General features: G+C 71.1%; 17 protein-coding genes. 6 read left to right on the top strand and 11 right to left on the bottom strand.

The features are described from left to right. Nucleotides 1-10 precede the first annotated feature (10 nt). Nucleotides 11-619 carry an alpha-ketoglutarate-dependent dioxygenase AlkB gene (locus JGR68_RS04490; RefSeq protein ID WP_199361121.1) on the bottom strand — a complete coding sequence of 203 codons (609 nt, stop codon included), beginning with the start codon at nt 617-619 and terminating at the stop codon, nt 11-13. A gap of 112 nt (nt 620-731) precedes the next feature. On the opposite strand from JGR68_RS04490, the gene JGR68_RS14005 reads away from it, so the two are divergent. Both JGR68_RS14005 and egtD read left to right on the top strand, forming a co-directional pair. Continuing rightward, complete coding sequence (locus JGR68_RS14005; RefSeq protein WP_234446595.1) at nt 732-1,952, top strand: ergothioneine biosynthesis protein EgtB; 1,221 nt, start codon at nt 732-734, stop codon at nt 1,950-1,952. Continuing rightward, entirely contained in the window at nt 1,949-2,908 is a 960-nt protein-coding gene (egtD, locus tag JGR68_RS04485; protein ID WP_199391975.1) for an L-histidine N(alpha)-methyltransferase, read from the top strand. The genes JGR68_RS14005 and egtD overlap by 4 nt, the downstream gene beginning before the upstream one ends. A 48-nt stretch (nt 2,909-2,956) precedes the next feature. On the opposite strand, the gene JGR68_RS04480 is transcribed toward egtD, so the two are convergent. The 3 genes from JGR68_RS04480 to JGR68_RS04470 form a co-directional block, all read right to left on the bottom strand. Beyond that, nucleotides 2,957-3,490 (bottom strand): hypothetical protein, encoded by a 534-nt coding sequence (locus JGR68_RS04480; RefSeq protein ID WP_199361116.1) that lies wholly within the window; start codon nt 3,488-3,490, stop codon nt 2,957-2,959. A gap of 118 nt (nt 3,491-3,608) precedes the next feature. Beyond that, nucleotides 3,609-5,708: a TonB-dependent copper receptor gene (locus JGR68_RS04475; RefSeq protein WP_199361113.1), complete on the bottom strand. Its 2,100-nt coding sequence runs from the start codon at nt 5,706-5,708 to the stop codon at nt 3,609-3,611. A gap of 72 nt (nt 5,709-5,780) precedes the next feature. Continuing rightward, complete coding sequence (locus JGR68_RS04470; RefSeq protein ID WP_199361111.1) at nt 5,781-6,176, bottom strand: DUF2946 family protein; 396 nt, start codon at nt 6,174-6,176, stop codon at nt 5,781-5,783. A gap of 196 nt (nt 6,177-6,372) precedes the next feature. Between JGR68_RS04470 and nirK the strand changes: the two genes are divergently transcribed. Then, nucleotides 6,373-7,749, top strand: coding sequence for a copper-containing nitrite reductase (gene nirK / locus JGR68_RS04465; protein ID WP_199361109.1), 1,377 nt, complete (start codon nt 6,373-6,375; stop codon nt 7,747-7,749). 127 nt (nt 7,750-7,876) lie between these two features. Beyond that, the gene (locus JGR68_RS04460) at nt 7,877-8,491 is read left to right on the top strand and encodes a hypothetical protein (protein WP_199361106.1); all 615 of its coding nucleotides are present in this window, start codon (nt 7,877-7,879) and stop codon (nt 8,489-8,491) included. Here JGR68_RS04460 and JGR68_RS04455 read toward each other — a convergent pair. The 4 genes from JGR68_RS04455 to JGR68_RS04440 all read right to left on the bottom strand — a co-directional run bounded on the left by JGR68_RS04455 (nt 8,466) and on the right by JGR68_RS04440 (nt 11,413). Continuing rightward, complete coding sequence (locus JGR68_RS04455) at nt 8,466-9,380, bottom strand: NAD(P)H-hydrate dehydratase (protein ID WP_199361104.1); 915 nt, start codon at nt 9,378-9,380, stop codon at nt 8,466-8,468. The genes JGR68_RS04460 and JGR68_RS04455 overlap by 26 nt on opposite strands. Beyond that, nucleotides 9,377-10,144 (bottom strand): histidine phosphatase family protein, encoded by a 768-nt coding sequence (locus JGR68_RS04450; protein WP_199361102.1) that lies wholly within the window; start codon nt 10,142-10,144, stop codon nt 9,377-9,379. Before JGR68_RS04450 ends, JGR68_RS04455 begins: the two co-directional genes overlap by 4 nt. Before the next feature lie 114 nt (nt 10,145-10,258). After that, a complete protein-coding gene (locus JGR68_RS04445) occupies nt 10,259-11,203 on the bottom strand; it encodes a manganese catalase family protein (protein WP_199361099.1) in 945 nt (314 codons plus the stop codon). A gap of 24 nt (nt 11,204-11,227) precedes the next feature. Beyond that, nucleotides 11,228-11,413, bottom strand: coding sequence for a hypothetical protein (locus JGR68_RS04440; RefSeq protein WP_199361097.1), 186 nt, complete (start codon nt 11,411-11,413; stop codon nt 11,228-11,230). A 144-nt stretch (nt 11,414-11,557) separates the two neighbouring features. On the opposite strand from JGR68_RS04440, the gene JGR68_RS04435 reads away from it, so the two are divergent. Further along, the gene (locus JGR68_RS04435; protein ID WP_199361095.1) at nt 11,558-12,694 is read left to right on the top strand and encodes a sensor histidine kinase; all 1,137 of its coding nucleotides are present in this window, start codon (nt 11,558-11,560) and stop codon (nt 12,692-12,694) included. Between the two features lie 9 nt (nt 12,695-12,703). On the opposite strand, the gene JGR68_RS04430 is transcribed toward JGR68_RS04435, so the two are convergent. Both JGR68_RS04430 and JGR68_RS04425 read right to left on the bottom strand, forming a co-directional pair. Continuing rightward, the gene (locus JGR68_RS04430; protein ID WP_199361092.1) at nt 12,704-13,057 is read right to left on the bottom strand and encodes a thioredoxin family protein; all 354 of its coding nucleotides are present in this window, start codon (nt 13,055-13,057) and stop codon (nt 12,704-12,706) included. Between the two features lie 9 nt (nt 13,058-13,066). Continuing rightward, nucleotides 13,067-13,471 (bottom strand): host attachment family protein, encoded by a 405-nt coding sequence (locus tag JGR68_RS04425; RefSeq protein WP_199361089.1) that lies wholly within the window; start codon nt 13,469-13,471, stop codon nt 13,067-13,069. A gap of 228 nt (nt 13,472-13,699) precedes the next feature. Between JGR68_RS04425 and JGR68_RS04420 the strand changes: the two genes are divergently transcribed. Beyond that, nucleotides 13,700-14,548: an OBAP family protein gene (locus JGR68_RS04420; RefSeq protein ID WP_199361086.1), complete on the top strand. Its 849-nt coding sequence runs from the start codon at nt 13,700-13,702 to the stop codon at nt 14,546-14,548. Between the two features lie 21 nt (nt 14,549-14,569). Here the strand turns inward: JGR68_RS04420 and JGR68_RS04415 are convergent, their stop codons facing one another. Then, nucleotides 14,570-15,907 (bottom strand): MATE family efflux transporter, encoded by a 1,338-nt coding sequence (locus tag JGR68_RS04415; protein ID WP_199361084.1) that lies wholly within the window; start codon nt 15,905-15,907, stop codon nt 14,570-14,572. Nucleotides 15,908-15,911 lie beyond the last annotated feature (4 nt).

Below are 15,911 nucleotides of genomic sequence, written 5' to 3'. Positions count from 1 at the left end.
GGCGTGCCGCTCAGCCCGCTTGCGTCTGCGGACGCACGCGGAACACCACGCTCATGCGCGGGCCCACGGCCCGCGCCGTCTTCGGGATGCCGTGCTCGTGGGTCAGCTGCGAGGCATGGCTCATCGACAGCAGGCTACCGTGCACCAGGTCGATGGCGTGGCGCTCGCGCGCCCCGCCCCTGGCACGGACCAGCATGCGCCGCGGATCACCCAGGGACACCAGGGTGATCGGATATCCGGGCACGATCGTGTGCAGCTTGTCGTTGTGCATGGCCACGCTGTCGCGGCCGTCGCGATAGAGATTGAGGCCGACGGCGTTGTAGGGCGCCGGCACGTGCGTGCGCACCCGTTCCAGCATGTCCGCCAGCGGCAGCTCCGGCGGCAGCGCGTCGATGCGCCATGACGCGAGCAGGCGCGGCACGTCGACCATGCGGTCGTACATCTGCCGCCGGTGCGTGGTCCAGGGCACGCCGGACACCAGGGCTTCGAACCAGGCGTCCGCCTCGTCCGGTGCGGCGAAGGACGGCCAGCAGCGGATGCCGCCTTCGGCGTCATCGACAATCTGGACGCAAGCGGCGCCGAACAGGTCGGCCGGCGCAGGTGCACGCGGCGGCTTCATCGGCTGGTGCGCGAATGGGCCATGGTGGCAAGCCTCGCACCGGACGCATGAAGCACCCGTTGCAGGCACACGCCTTCACGGATCCGCAGCACACGCCGGCTACGCTTCCACGATGTCCGCCGCCCTCGCCGACCGCTACGCCTCGGTACGCTCGCGCACCGTCGCCCTTGCCGCCCCGCTCTCGCCCGAGGACGCCCAGCTGCAGTCGATGCCCGACGCCAGCCCGGCGAAGTGGCACCTGGCCCACACCACCTGGTTCTTCTCCCGCTTCGTCCTCGGCGATGCGCCGGAGGACATGCCCGCCGGCTGGGACTTCCTGTTCAACAGCTACTACGTGGGCGCCGGCCCGCGGCACGCGCGCGCCGAACGCGGCCTGGTCTCGCGGCCGACGCTGTCCGAGGTGCTGGCCTGGCGCCGCCGGACGGATGACCGCGTCCTCGCCCGTCTTGCGCGCGACGAACTGGGGCCGGAAGCGCGCGACGTGCTGGTCCTCGGCACCCATCACGAGGAGCAGCACCAGGAGCTGCTGCTGACCGACATCAAGCACGCGTTCTGGACCAGTCCGCTGCAGCCGGCGTATGCGCCGGCGGGCCCGGACCCCGGTACGGCGCTGGACGCCTGGCCTCCCGGCGACGCCTGGCAGGCCGGCGACGCTGCACATCGCACTGGCGCCGAATGGCTCCCCCGCGACGAAGCGATCATCACCGTGGGCGCGCCCGCCTGGCCATCGGCTAGCGCCGACTTCGCCTACGACAACGAAACCCCGCGCCACCGCGTGCTGATCGCCGCCCACGCGATCGCCCGTCGGCCCGTCGACAACGCCAGCTACGCCGCCTTCGTCGCCGACGGCGGCTACCGCACGCCGAGCCTGTGGCTGAGCGATGGCTGGGACCAGCTTCAGCGTGGAGGCTGGCAGCGCCCGCTGTACTGGCACGCCGACGGCGTGCGCGAGTTCACCCTCGCCGGCTGGCAGGCGCGCGATCCCGGGGCGGCCGTGCGCCATCTCAGCCACTACGAGGCCGATGCGTTTGCCCGCTGGGCCGGCGCGCGCCTGCCCACCGAGGCCGAATGGGAGGCCAGCGCCGCCGCGCTCCAGGGCGTCGGCCAGTGCTGGGAATGGACCTCGAGCGCCTACGGCGCCTATCCCGGCTTCCGCCCCCTGGCCGGCACGCTCGGGGAATACAACGGCAAGTTCATGAGCGGCCAGCTGGTCCTGCGCGGCGGCAGCCGTGCGACGCCGCCGGGCCACGCCCGCGGGACCTACCGCAACTTCTTCGCACCCCATGCGCGCTGGCAGTTCTCGGGCCTGCGCCTGGCCAGGGATCCCGCGTGAACACACCCCGCATCACCGACCTGCATCCCAGCGACGACGACATCGCCGGCGACGTGCTCCGCGGCCTGGCGTCGTCGCCCCGGCGGCTGCCGTCGAAGTATTTCTACGACCAGCGCGGCTCCGAGCTGTTCGAGGCCATCACCTGCCAGCCCGAGTACTACCCCACGCGGATCGAACTGGCGATGCTCGCCGACCACGGCGCGGACATCGCGCGTGCGGTCGGCCCGCGCGCGCACGTGGTGGAGTACGGCAGCGGCAGCGGGCGCAAGACGCGCCTGCTGCTGGACGCGCTGGTCGATCCGGTCGCGTACACGCCGATCGAGATCTCGCGCTCGGCGCTGACCGCCAGCGCACGCCGCCTGGACCGCGAGTTCGACGACGTCGAGGTGCTGCCGGTGCTGGCCGATTTCACCCGGCCGGTGCCGCTGCCCGTGCCTGCGCGCGCCGCGGCCTCGGCGCTGGTGTTCTTCCCCGGCTCCACCCTGGGCAACTTCACCCGCGACGAGTCGGTGCGCCTGCTCGCCGCGATGCGCGACACCATGGGCGGCGACGGCGCCGCGCTGCTCGGGCTGGACCTCGAAAAGGACCCGGCGATCATCGAGGCCGCTTACAACGACGACGCCGGCGTGACCGCCGCGTTCACCCTCAACCTGCTGCACCGCCTCAACCGCGACCTGGGCTGCGACTTCGACCCCGCCGGCTTCGCCCACCGCGCGCGCTACCTGCGCGACGAGGGACGCATCGTGACCACGCTGGAAAGCCTGCGCGCGCAGGTGGTGACGGTCGAAGGCCAAGCGTTCGCGTTCGCGCGCGGCGAGGAGATGCAGGTGGAGCAGAGCCAGAAGTACACCGATGCGCGCATCGCCGCGCTGGCCGCCGATGCCGGGCTGCGCGTGGTGGACGGCTGGAACGACCCGGACGACTGGTTCGCGCTGCGGCTGCTGCGCCGCGCGTGATCCCGCGCCCGGGCGCGGAACCCGGCCGCGCGCCACGCGCCGCCTGGCTCAGGAAACGACGTCCGGCCGCTGGCGCGGCACCACCTCGGGCGCCAGCATGATCTTCGCCCCCTTGAAGTACATCATCCGCAGCTGCCTGCCGCGCGGCGACCAGCCGATGAAGTGCGCCCGCGCCTCCTCCTCGAACATGTCGCGGTAGCGCTGGGCCATCTCGTCGTTCTGCAGCTCGATCATCACGCCCACCGCTTCGGGTTTCGGCAGCGAAGCGTTGTATGCCTCGAGCGTGTCGCGGATGCAATTGAGGAACGGCATGGTCTGCTTGAGGCCACGCACGCCGACGTCGAAGAACTGCCGGTACAGGTAGGTCGGCTGGCCGAAGGACGGCACGATGCCCAGTACCGCCGTGCCCACGCCCCAGATCGCACCGCTGTCGGCGTCGCGGCCGATCGCCACCGCCTGCGACGCGCGCTCGGCGGCCTTGGTCGGATCGGGAAGCGCCCGGTTGCGCGCCCACAGCGAGATCAGCTCCGACGACAGCTCGGGCGTCACCTGCTTCCAGACCGGCACGATCTCCAGGCTCATCCTTCCACCCCGTTGCACTGCATGCGATCGGACATCGGCACCCTCCTCCACGGACTGCGCCCGATCATGGCGCAAGCGGCAATGGCCGCGCAACGCGGGGTGCGGTCCGTGGCGGTGCTCACCAGCTGTAGCCCATGCGCACCCACAGCGTGCGGCCGGGCTCGTTGATGCGCACCGCGTCGGCCGGATAGCCGAAGTCGGCGTTGCCGGCGAGGTTGAGGTGCTCGCTGTAGGCGCGGTCGAACAGGTTGTCGACGCCCGCGGTCAGCTGCACGCCGCTGTCGAAGCGGTAGCCGGCGTTGAGCGCCAGCGTCGCGAAGCCCGCGCTCGGACCGATGTCCTGGCCGACCACGTTGCCGTAGCCCTCCGCCACGCGGTCCTGGCCGTCGGCCACGCGCACCAGCGCACCGGCCGACCAGCTGCCGCTGGTCCAGTCGGCGCTGAAGCGGCCTTCCAGCGGCGGCATCTGCGGCAGCGGGCGTCCGCTGTCGCGGTCCTTGCCGCGGGCATAGGCCAGGCTTCCACCGAGCTTCCAGCTGTCCGAGGGCCGGAACTCCACGCCCAGCTCGGCGCCGCTGGTCTGCGCGTCGATGTTCGACACCGTCGAGCGCGCGCCCATCATTCCGCTGGTGTAGCGGAACTGGATGAAGTCCTCGACGCGCCCGGCGTAGGCCGAGACCCAGGCATCGAAGCGCGCACCGCGGTACTGCAGGCCGACGTCGAGCTGGGTGGTCTTTTCGGTGTCCAGGCCGGCGAAGGCGTTGACCGCGCCCGCGGGGCCCGCGTTGGCCGAGAACAGCTCCCAGTAGTCGGGCATGCGCTCGGTGTGGCCGATGCCGGCGTACCAGCTCAGGGTCTTGTCGACGTCCTGCTCGAAGCGGACGAAGCCCGCGTTGAGCGTCTCCTCGCGCGACTGGCCGGCGGTGGGGTTGGGCATCGCGTGTCCGCCGTGGCCGCCGGCGATGCTGGCCCGACCGTCCTCGGCGCCCGCGCGATCCACGCGCGCGCCCGCGATCCAGCGGTTGCGCTCGCCCTGGAACCAGGTTCCCTCGGCGAAGGCGCCGAGGTTGTCGAAGCGCGCGTCCACCGTCCACGGCACCGCCAGGTAGGCGCCCCGGCCCATCGCGCTGCGGCGGCGGTGGCGGCTGTCCTGGGCATCGATGCCGGTGACCAGTTCGAAGGCCGCGCCGCGCCACGTGGCCGCCGCGCGTCCGCCGGTGGTGCTGCGCTCCACGTTCGAGGCCATCGGCATCGGCATGGCGCCGGCCGGGTTGGGATCGCGCAGGCTGTAGTTGTCCATCACGTGGTCGGCCACGTTGTGGAACAGGCTGGCCTCGAATGCCTGGAGGGCGCCGAGCTCGAGGTTGGACTTCTCGAAGCGCAGGCTGGTGTTGGTGCGGTCGAACCGGCTGCCGTCCATGCCGCGGGTGGCGTAGCGCGCCTGGCCGTCGCCGATGCCCAGGCCGAGCTCGAGCAGCGTGTCCGCGTCGGGCGTCCAGCCCAGCGCGAGGTCGGCGTTCCACTTCTTCCAGGCCGAACCGACGCGGTCGCCGTTGCCGTCGTCGTAGTCGCCGGACTCGGAGCGGTTGGCGCTGACCCGCGCATAGCCCAGCGGGGCGCCATACGTCGCATCCACCACCTGGTCGTTGCGGCCCCAGCTGCCGCCGAGCGCGCTGCCGGCGAACTTGAACGCCGGCTCGGCGAAGTACTCGCGGTCGCGCTCGAAGCGCACCGTGCCGGCCGATGCGCCCGGACCCCAGAGCACGGTCTGCGGACCCTTGGTCACCACCAGCGCGTCATAGGTCTCGGGCGCGATGTAGGACATGGCGTTGTCCATCCGCGACGGACAGGCGCCGGGCATCGCGCCGTCGTTGGTGAGCAGGTTGAGGCGCGAGCCGAACATGCCGCGCAGCACCGGGTCGCCGTTGCTGCCGCCGTTGCGCACGGTGCTGAAGCCCGGGATGGTCTTGAGGTAGTCGGCGCCGTCGCTGGCGGGCACCGGCTGGCGCGGGAGCTTCGGGCTGGTTTCCCAGGTGAGCGCGGACACCGGCGCGGCGGCGGTGACCACCATCGCGTCGAAGTCGACGGTGCGCAGCGGATCGGTGGCGGAATCACCGCCGGCTACCTCGTTGGCGAGGACCACGGGGCTGGCAAGCGCGGCGACGATGGCGATGAAGAGGCAGGACGAACGGATCGAGGGGCAATAGCGGACCGACATGGCGGTAGCTCCATGGGACAGACACAGGGGGTTTCGGATGCGCGCGGCGGGACGCGGCGCGCGGGGCGGTCGTCAGCCGAGGCGCGGCGGACCGCGGGAGCCGAGCCCGCTGGGATGCAGCCATGGCAGCCGCGGCGCGGCGGGGCTGGCGGGCCTGGTGGTTGGCGGCAGCACGGCCGCGGGTGTCGTCGCGAACCGCGTGGTGGCAAGCAGCGAGGACAGCAGCGGGCAGTAGTCGCAGTCGGCATCGCCCGGGGCGGCGAGCGGCGCGCCCGGCGCAACGGCGTCCGTGGCGGCGGTGGCGGCGTGCGCGTGGTGGCCCGCCTGGAGCGCCGAATGCGCGCCCGCGTCGTGCGCCGCTCCGCTGGCCACGTGGACCAGGCGACCGGCGGTGGGCACCGCCACGAGCATCAGCGCCGCCAGCAGTGCCAGCCGACCGATCCACTCCTGGAATGCACGCGCGTTCATCGTGGACGGATTATCGGAATCGACCGGCGCGTCGCCCCTGACCCAGGTCAAGCAGCCGCCATTTCCGTACCACCGCGTATGCGCTTGATCCAGGTCATGGAGCCGTCGTCCGCGCGTCATTAACGTGCGTCCCATCGGCGAAGGAGCACGCGCTCCCCAGCCCCAACGGCTCAGTCAACCCGCAAGGAAACCCGCCATGAGAAACCTGGTCCTGATGTTCGCACTCGCCGCCGCAGGCGGTTTCATCCCGCACGACGTCGCCGCCCAGGGCCCGTCCTCGGTCACCCCCGTCGCCGACGTCACCTTCAGCCTGCGTACCGCGATCCAGGACGGGCAGATGGTGTTCATCGGCAACGCCGGCCCGATCAAGGACCAGGTCAACCCGGACCTGCGCGTGCCTGAAGGCGCGGTGGTCGCGATCACGCTGACCAACGCCGACGGCGCGATGCATGACATCGCGGTGCCCGAGTTCGGCGCGCAGTCCGACCAGGTGATCGGCGAAGGCGCCGCCACCACGATCGTGTTCCGCGCCACCAAGGGCGGTGCGTTCGAGTACCTGTGCACGATCCCGGGCCACAAGCTCGCCGGCATGTTCGGCAAGCTGATCGTCGGTGACGTCAAGGAAGTGGTGAGCACGGCGATCGACGTCGCCAAGGATCCGGCGCAGGTCGGCGAGCCGGTGGGCGACCGCGCACCCAAGCACATCACCTACGACCTGCTGACCACGGAAGTGGAGGGCCAGCTGTCCGACGGCAGCACCTACCGCTACTGGACCTTCGACAACACGGTCCCGGGCCCGTTCCTGCGCATCCGCCAGGGCGACACGGTGACGATCAACCTGAAGAACGCCGAGGACAGCATCAACATCCACTCGGTCGACTTCCACTCGGTGACCGGCCCCGGCGGCGGCGCGGCGGTGACCCAGGTGCGCCCCGGCGAGACCAAGAGCTTCACCTTCAAGGCGCTGCACCCGGGCCTGTTCGTGTACCACTGCGCCACGCCGATGATCGCCCACCACATCTCCAACGGCATGTACGGAATGATCCTGGTCGAACCCGAGGGCGGCCTGCCCAAGGTCGACAAGGAGTATTACGTCATGCAGGGCGAGCTCTACACCGCGCAGAAGCACGGTTCCAGCGGCCTGCAGGAGTTCTCGGTCGACAAGCTGCTCGACGAGAAGCCCGAGCACCTGATGTTCAACGGTTCGATGAACGCCCTCACCAAGACCTTCAACATGAACGCCGTGGTGGGTGAGGAAGTGCGCATCTTCTTCGGCGTCGGCGGCCCGAACCTGGTGTCGAGCTTCCACCTGATCGGCGAAGTGTTCGACCGGGTCTACGACCTGGCCTCGTTCACCAGCCCGCCGCTGAAGGACGTGCAGACCACGCTGGTGCCCCCGGGTGGCGCGACCATGGTCGAGTTCAAGGTCGACTATCCCGGCAAGTACATCCTGGTCGACCACGCGCTGTCCCGCGCCGAGAAGGGCCTGGCCGGATTCCTGACCGTCACCGGCGAGGCGGATCCGACGATCTTCGACACGAGCGAGAAGATCGACGCATCGTCCGGCCACTGACCGGTCCGCGGCTCCAGCAACACGGACGGCCCCGCACATGAGGGGCCGTCTTTTTTCGTGCCTGTCAAGCGCCCGCGCGTCATCGCCCAGTCACGCGATGTGAGACGAAGACGGGGACAATAGGCGCATGCACCAGATGATCGAACTCCACCCGAAGCCCGACGCGCTCGATGTCCTCGGACTTCCCGCCATCCCCTATCCCGTCGCCCTGCCCGTGTTCCAGGCGGCGGTCGCCAACGACGGCGAGCCGCCGCTCGCCGACATGCTGCTCGGCCTGCAGCTGCGCGCCGCGGACGCCAGGGCGGACTGGCAGCGCATGGAGCCGGCGATGGCCCGCCTGGCCGAACTGCTGGCGGGCGACGACATGCGCGAGCGCATCCCGCTCGAGTGCGCGCCGTGGCTCGAGGTCGCGCCGGTCGATCCCGACCGTGCCGCGCTGGCACTCGTGCGCGGCGACCTGGCGCTCGCGGTGCTTTTCTTCGATGAGGACCGCTGGCAGGTGGCCGCCTGTCGCCCGCTCGACGCCGGCGCGCTGCGCCTGCTGCACGCCCTCCCGCGCGATCCCGCAACCGCCGGATCGCTCGCCACGTGCGCGGACGCCGATCCCGCGGTGGGTCCGGGCGCAACCTGCCTCGTGCGCTGGTCGCCAGGCCTGGCCGCGGACGCACCGGCGACCCGTCGTGCCGCCTGCGTCGCCGCCGAGATCCGCACCTTCGTCAGGCTGGGCGGCGCGGCCGGCTGAGTTCCGCCAGCAGCGCCGGCACTTCGCCCGCGATCTCGCGGGCGAGGAAGCCCAGGTCGCCGATGCGCCGCCCGAGCCGCGCACCGGCGCGCGCATGCAGCCACACGCCCCAGCATGCCGCCTGCGCCGGCGTCGCCCCCCGCGCGCACAGGCCGCCGACGATGCCGGCGAGCACGTCGCCTGATCCCGACGTCCCCAGGCCTTCGGAGCCACCCCGGTTCACCCACAGCGTGCCCGAGCCATCGGCGATCCAGGTCGTGGCGGACTTGAGCACCAGCACCACGTCCCATTCCTGCGCGAAGGCGGTCGCGATCCTTGCGGCGTCGGCCTCGACCTCGCTGGCGTCGCAACCCAGGAGCGAGGCCATCTCGCCGTGGTGCGGGGTGAGCACCAGGCGCGGACGCTCGCGCATCCGGCGCCAGGCCCGGAGCACGGCGAGATCGATCGCGCCGGCGTCGAGCACCGCGCTGCGCTGCGCGCGCGTGAGCAGCCGCGCCGCCATCGCGCGCAGCTTCGGACCGGACTCGGCGCCCGGCCCCAGCACCACCGCGTCCGCACCCGCTGCAACCTTCGGCAGTTCGCGTCCGGTGCCGGCTAGGTCGCCATTGGCGTCCTCCGGCAGGCCCAGCACGCGGGCTTCCGGCACGGCAACCGCAAGCGCGGGCGCCGCGCCGCGCGCCACCGCGATCTGCAGCTTGCCGGCACCGGCACGCAGCGCCGCCTCTCCGGCCAGGCGCACGGCGCCGGCCAGCTCGCGATGGCCGCCAACCACCAGGACCCGGCCACGCGCCTCCTTGCCGCCGCCGTCCGGCGTCGGCAGCGGCCAGGCACGCAACAGGCCGGCGCCCAGGGCGCGTGCCGCCGACGGCGCGCGCGGGACCGCGCTCATCGCGGGCCGGCAGGCACGTCGGCCGCGCCGGTCACCGCGGCGCCGGCTTCGCGCAGCGGCAGCGCAAGGTTCGCCACCTCCAGCGAGAAGCGCGCCTCCGGGTCCGAGCGGTCGAGCGCGTAGGCGGTCACCGAACAGTTGGGCACGTCGGCCTTGCGGTCGACGCCGAGGATCTCCGCCTCGTCCATGCATTCCAGCAGGTAGCGGAAGCAGTTGACGATCACCTGGTGGGCCACGATCAGCACGCGCTCGCCGACGTAGTCGCGCCGCAGAACCTCCTGCACGCTGCGCAGGCGCAGGATCACGTCGCACCAGCTCTCGCCGCCGGGCGGCCGGAAGTAGAACTTGCCGACGCTGTCGCGCTGCGCGGCGAGGTCGGGGAACTTCGCGCGGATGCCGGCGCTGGTATAGCCGTCCAGGATCCCGAACTCCTTCTCGCGCAGGCGCTCGTCGACCAGCACGTCGTCGTCCGGCGTGCCCAGCGCGCGTGCCACCGCCTCCATCGTCTGCCGCGAGCGGACGAATGGCGAGCTCATCAGGGTGGTCGGACGCATGCCCGGCGGCAGCCGCGCGAACCACTCGCCCAGCGCGCGGGCCTGCTCATGGCCGAGGTCGGACAGCGGCGTGTCCGCGTCGCGCGTCTCGAGGTCAATCAGGTGGTGGGCGGCCAGCTCCGCGCGGTCACGCGCGACGTTTCCGGCGCTCTGGCCATGGCGCACGATCCAGAGACGGTCGGGCCAGTCGGTGTGTCGCAGTCGTGCCATCGGTCGCTCGCCTTGCGGCACTGCAGGTTCGCCGCGGGCGCGTCAACGAGGCGCGAAACGCCCGGTGCGCAGACCGGGCGCCCGATCGGGCGTCCGGCTGCAGGGCGGCGCTCCTCAGGCGTCGCGGGCGCTCGTGTCATCCGCGCCGTCCGCGGACATGGTCACCTTGGTGGTCTTCTCCATCGTGCCTTCGGCCTTGCCGAGTTCGATGCCGGTTACCGGGTTGCTGCCCGGATCGGATGCGGTGCGCGCGGCCATCGCGGCGACCAGGCGCTCTTCCGCCGGATCCAGGCCAACGCCTGGCACGCCGTCGCCACCATCCACCGCGGTGAAGGCGTCGGGATCGCTGACGTAGTCGAAGTTGTCGTCGCTGTTCCACGGACCACGCATGTCGCCGTCGCCCTGCGAGGTGTTGACGTACATCTCCTGGAACTCCGGCATCCCCGCCAGCTTGCCCGGCGGGAAATTCGGCTCGATCGCGTACAGCGCCTTCTCGAACGACTTCTGGTGCGCCATCTCGCGGGTCATCAGGAACATCAGCGCATCCTTGACGCCCGGGTCGTCGGTCACGTTGATCAGCCGCTCGTAGACGATCTTGGCGCGGGCCTCGGCGGCGATGTTCGAGCGCAGGTCCGCGGTCGGCTCGCCGATGCTGTCGATGTAGCCGGCGTTCCACAGCTGCCCGCCGGAGTTGATCAGCGCGGGGCCACCGCCGTAGAGCACCTGGGTCACGTGCGAGCTGCAGCCGTTGCCCTGCAGCGAGCGGAACAGCTCGCCTTCGGCCTCGACGCCCTCGGCCAGCCGGCCCTTCGCGCCCTTGTTGAGCATGCCGACCAGCGAACCGATCACCTCGAGGTGGCTCAGCTCCTCGGTGGCGATGTCGAGCAGCATGTCCTTGCGGCCCGCATCGTCCTCGGCCAGCGCCTGGGTGAAGTAGCGCATCGCCGCGGCGAGTTCGCCCTGCGGGCCACCGAACTGCTCCAGCAGCAGGTTGGCCAGCGCGGGGTTCGGTTCGGCGACGCGCACCGTGTACTGCAGTCTCTTGTTGTGGGTAAACATCGTTGACGCTCCTTGGGTCAGTGGTCAGTCGCGCTTCTTCTGGTCGCCCTTGTCGCCCTGGCCCGACCTGACGGTGGTTTCGGCCTTCTTCGCCTTGTCCTGCTTCTGCGAACGGCCGACGTCGTCCTGCTCCTTGAACTTGCCTTCGGCGTCTCGCCGCACGTAGCGGCTGTCGCCTTCGTTGGGGGTGATGAGCTCGCGCTTGGACATGGTTTCGACGCACCTTCGGGGGGGAAAGGACCCGTAGGGTTCTCCCCGCCACGTCAAAGGCGCGCGACGGGATGCGCAGCCCGGTATTCAGTCCCGACCGGGCGTAGGATGGGAGCGGGCTGCCAACGGGGAGGAACCCTCTGCATGCACAGCGGACTGGCGGATTTCATCGAAGGACACCGGGCCAGGATCGTCGACGAGGCGATCCTGTTCGCCAGGACGATCGAAGTCGGAAGCCCTCTCGACGATGTGGAGCTGCGCGACCACCTGCCTCAGATCCTGTCGACCATCGTCGAGGACCTGCGCACCCGGCAGACGCCCGCCGAGGAGATCGCCAAGGCCGAAGGGCGCTGCCCGTCGGACGTCAGCGACGAGCGGTCACCCGCGGCGACGCATGCCCTGCATCGCGCGCGCAGTGGCTTCAGCATCTCCGATCTCGTCGCGGAATACCGCGCGATGCGAGCCGCGGTGCTGCGTGCCTGGGCCCAGTCTCCGGAGGCGATCGGGGCCGCGCCAGCCGACATTACCCGCTTCAACGAAGCGATCGACGAGGCGGTGGCGGTCTCGGTGAAGTACTACGCGGAGGAAGTCGATCGCTGGCGCGCCATCTTCCTGGGCGTGCTCGGCCACGACCTGCGCACGCCGCTGACGGCGATCATGCTGACGTCCGAGCACCTGTCCCGCATGGCGATGGATGCCCCCGTCGCAAAGGCCGTGCAGCGGCTGATCAGCAGCGGCGAGCGCATGAGCCAGCTGCTGGACAGGCTGCTGGTCTACAACCGGGCCCGGATGGGCATCGGCTTCGACGTGCAGAGGACGCAGGTGGACCTTGCGCAAGCCTGCCGCGAAGAGATCGGGGTGCTGCTGCAGTCGATGCCCGAGGCCCGGGTCGAATTCCGCGCTCCGCCAGCCCTTGAGGGCATGTTCGACGCGGAAACCATCCGCGAGGCCCTCTCGAACCTGGTCGTCAATGCCTGGAAATACGGCCGCGACGGGACCGGGATCGGCGTCGAGCTGCGCGAAGCCGGCGAGGCCGGCGAGGCCGTGGAGATCGTGGTTTCCAACTACGGTGAACCGATTCCGCGGGAACTGCTGGAACTGATGTTCGAACCGCTGCGGCGCGGCGCGATGGCCAGCGACGAGCTGGAACGCGGAAGCCTGGGGCTGGGGCTGTTCATCGTCAGCCAGATCGCCAAGGCGCACGCCGGCACGGTCCAGGCCGACTCCGAGGACGGCACGACACGCTTCACGCTGCGGCTGCCGCGCTCTCCGGCTGCGTGAGACGCCGCGTCAGGGCGCGCGTGCGAGCGCGTCGCGCAGGGGCTCCAGGTCTGCATCGCTGACCGGACGCACCACCCGCACCAGCTCCTGGCCCGAGCGCATCAGCACCAGCGTCGGCCACAGCTTGACGCGCAGGGAGCGCCCCAGCGGGCGCCCCCGGCCGTCCTCGATCTTGATGTGCCCGACCCCCGGCCGTCGCGCAAGCAGCGCGCGGATGGCGGGCTGGGCGGCCTGGCAATGGCCGCACCACGGCGCGCCGAACTCCAGCAGCAGCGTGCCTTCCATCGCGTCCAGGTCGCTGCGCGCGGGTTCCTGCCCGGCGTAGTCCGCCTGGTATCGGCCGGGGCTGGTGGCGTCATCCATCGGCTTGCCTCAGTCGTGGCTGCGCAGCGCCGTCTCGATGTCCGGCAGCGGCGAATTGGTCAGGGTCTTCGGCACCTCCAGCTTCAGGCGCTGCTGGACCTCCTTGTGCAGCAGCGGGCGCATGCGGCCGAGCGTGGTCGGGTCGGCGATCAGCACCAGGTCCGCGTAGTCCTGCTTCAGCGCACCCTCGTTGAGCGCGTTCGCCAGCTGCTTGGCGAAGGTGGCCTCGTCGATCTGCGAGCCGGTGGACTCGTGCGGCATCCGGCCGGCGGGACCGTCGTCGTCCATGTTGACCAGCTCGCGCAGGTCGACCTGGTGGAGCGCGATCGCGCCCTTTTCACCGGCATTGCGGAACAGGCGGGCACTGGTGCCATCGGCCACGACCACGAGCGCTTCTGAGGGAACCTGGGCCATGCGGAACTCCGTCGGGAAGGAAGGACCCCACGTTGGCCGATGGACGGTCAATACGGCGTGACCCGTGTCATCTGCCGGTGCGCCGCGCGGAACCCGGGCGCCGTCCAGCCGTCGTCTTCGGCGTCCGGATCCTCCAGGTCGCCGACTTCGCGCGCCCGGTGAAGCCTGCGCCGAGGCGCTGGCCCAGCGTGCACCGCGCATCGACACCGCGCGGCGCATCCTCGCCGCATGGACCGATCACGACGCTTCCAGGCCGGGCCGACCGGCCTGCTCCTTGCCCTCTCGCTCGCCGCCTGCACCGGTGACGGCGAGGTCCCGTCGCCCGAACCGGCCGGCGCACCCAAGGCACCCGGCACCGCCGTGCTCGAGACCGGCGCCCGCGCACTGCAGGACACCGCGCCGGTGGAAGCGCTCGACATGCACCTGATCGGCTTCCATCCGATGAAGGACGCGCCGCACATTCAGATGGAGGCCCACCACTTCTGCCGGCAGGTCAACGAGGACTTCGCGCAGTGCGCCCTCTTCGACGGCAACGGTGCGGATGCCAACCTCAACGGGGTCGAATACATCATCTCCGAGGCGGCGTTCGAGCGCCTGCCGCAGGAGGAGCGCGCCTACTGGCATCCGCACAATGCCGAGATCCTGAGCGGCCAGCTGGTCGCGCCGGGCATCCCGGAAGCCGCGGAACACGCGCTGATGCGGCAGAAGATCAACAGCTATGGCAAGACCTGGCACACCTGGAATACGCGCCACGGCGTGGAGCCGGGCGATGCGCTGCCGCTGGGTCCGGCGGCACTGGCGTGGTCGTTCAACCGCGATGGCGAGCTCGATCCGGCGCTGCTGGCCGAACGCGATCGGCGCATGGACATCGACACCGGCGAGCGGCGCGAATCGCGGCGGGAGCTGCGCGACCTCGCGCGGCCGCAGTCCGGCGTCGACGCGCTGCGCGAGCACTTCCCCAAGGCGACGCCAATCGATGGGGTGCAGGAGGCTCAGCAGGCCGTGGGCGGTCACGCGGATGCACGACCCGCGGCGGCAGGACAGCCCAACGGTCGGCCGGATGCGCTGATCCGCTGATTCGACGCCGAGGCACTGGTCTCAGCCTGAAGCCATCTCCGCCTGCAGCCGCCGGTGATAGGGCCACAACGCCACCGCGCGGGCCACTACATGGATCACGAAGGCCGCCCACAGCCCATGGTTGCCCCAGGCTGCGGCCACGGGCCACGCCACCAGCAGGAAGACCGCCAGCGCAAGCAGCGCGGCATTGCGCATCTCGCGCGTGCGGGTCGTTCCGATGAACACGCCGTCCAGCTGGAACGCGGCGACCGACACCAGCACATAGAGCGCGGCCCATGGCAGGTGCAGCACCGCCGCTTCCCGCACGGCCGGCAGGCTGGTCAGCGCATGCACCGCCGGACCACCGGCGAACAGGATCGCCAGCGCCAGCAGCAGCGCCGTGGCCACGGCCAGCTCGCTGGTGAGTCGCACCGACCTCCGGAACGCGTAGAGGTTGCGCGCGCCCCACGCGGCGCCCACCTGCGCCTCGGCGACGAAGGCGAAGCCGTCGAGGAAGAACGCGCTGAACGACACCAGCTGCAGCAGGATGTGGTTGGCGGCCAGGGTCACGTCGCCGAAGCGCGCGCCGGCGCTGGCGAACCAGGCGAAGGCGAACAGCAGGCACAGCGTGCGCACCAGGATGTCGCCATTGGCCGACAGTGCCTGGCGGATGCGCGGCAGGTCGGCGATGCGCGACCACGCCAGCACCGGTCCGTGATCCTGGTGGCGTTCACGCAGCACGCGCCACGCCACCGGCAGCGCCACCGCGCAGGTGACCCATTCCGCGATCGCGGTTCCAAGGCCGATGCCGCGCGCGCCCATGCCCAGCGCGCCCGCGAACCACAGGTCGAGCCCGGCGTTGAGGCCGTTGAGCAGCAGCTGGACCAGCAGCAGCTCGCGGCTGCGTCCCAGCCCGATCAGCAGGCCGCTGACCGCGAACAGGCACAGCGCAGCCGGCGCGCCCCAGATGCGCGCGCGGAAGTACGCGCCGGACACCGACTCCACCGCCGCGCTGCCGTCCATCCAGCCGAAGTAGAGCCGCGTCACCGGCCACTGCAGCGCCAGCAGCGCCACGCCGATCCCGGCCGCCAGCAGCAGCGCGCGCGCGAACGCCGCGCGCACCTCGGCCTCGTCGCCGGCCCCGCGGGCCTGGGCGACGAAGCCGGTGGTGCCCATGCGCAGGAAGCCGAAGCTCCAGTAGACGAAGTTGAACAGCAGCGCGCCCAGCGCCAGCCCACCGAGCTCGGTCGCGGTTCCGTAGTGGCCGATGACCGCCGTGTCGACCAGGCCGAGCGCCGGCACGGCGGCGTTGGCCAGGATGATCGGCCAGGCCAGGCGCGCCACCGCGACGCGTGTCAGCCCTCCGTCGCGTCCGGCCAAGGCG

Origin of the sequence: Luteimonas sp. MC1750, from assembly GCF_016615955.1 — a bacterium.
In the GTDB taxonomy this organism is placed as follows: Bacteria; Pseudomonadota; Gammaproteobacteria; order Xanthomonadales; family Xanthomonadaceae; genus Luteimonas.
The sequence above is the reverse complement of the archived record's forward strand: the minus strand, read 5'-3'. Positions and strand labels throughout refer to the sequence as shown.